General features: G+C 65.6%; 1 protein-coding gene. It reads right to left on the minus strand.

The annotated features are described in order from the left end of the window. Positions 1-244, minus strand: a 244-nt coding sequence (locus tag AAEY78_RS14595) for a condensation domain-containing protein (protein ID WP_352340175.1), incomplete at both ends; no start/stop codon positions are given.

Here is a 244-nt window from a genome sequence, read left to right on the forward strand (position 1 = left end):
GCGCCACGGCATATTCCAGCGCACCGAGGATGCTGCCCTGCACTTCCCCCAGGTTCAACGACAGGTCGAACTTGGCGAAATGGCTGTGCTCGACAATGCTCTCCAGAGCCAGGTCGCCCAGGGCCAGGGTCGGCGCGCTGCTGTCCTGCCAGCTCAGCAGGGTCTGGAACAGCGGGCTGTGGGCCAGGCTGCGCGGCGGCCGGGTAATTTCCACCACCTGTTCGAAGGGCAAGTCCTGATGGGC

The sequence above is a fragment of the Psychrobacter sp. 16-MNA-CIBAN-0192 genome, assembly GCF_040309565.1.
In the GTDB taxonomy this organism is placed as follows: Bacteria; Pseudomonadota; Gammaproteobacteria; order Pseudomonadales; family Moraxellaceae; genus Psychrobacter.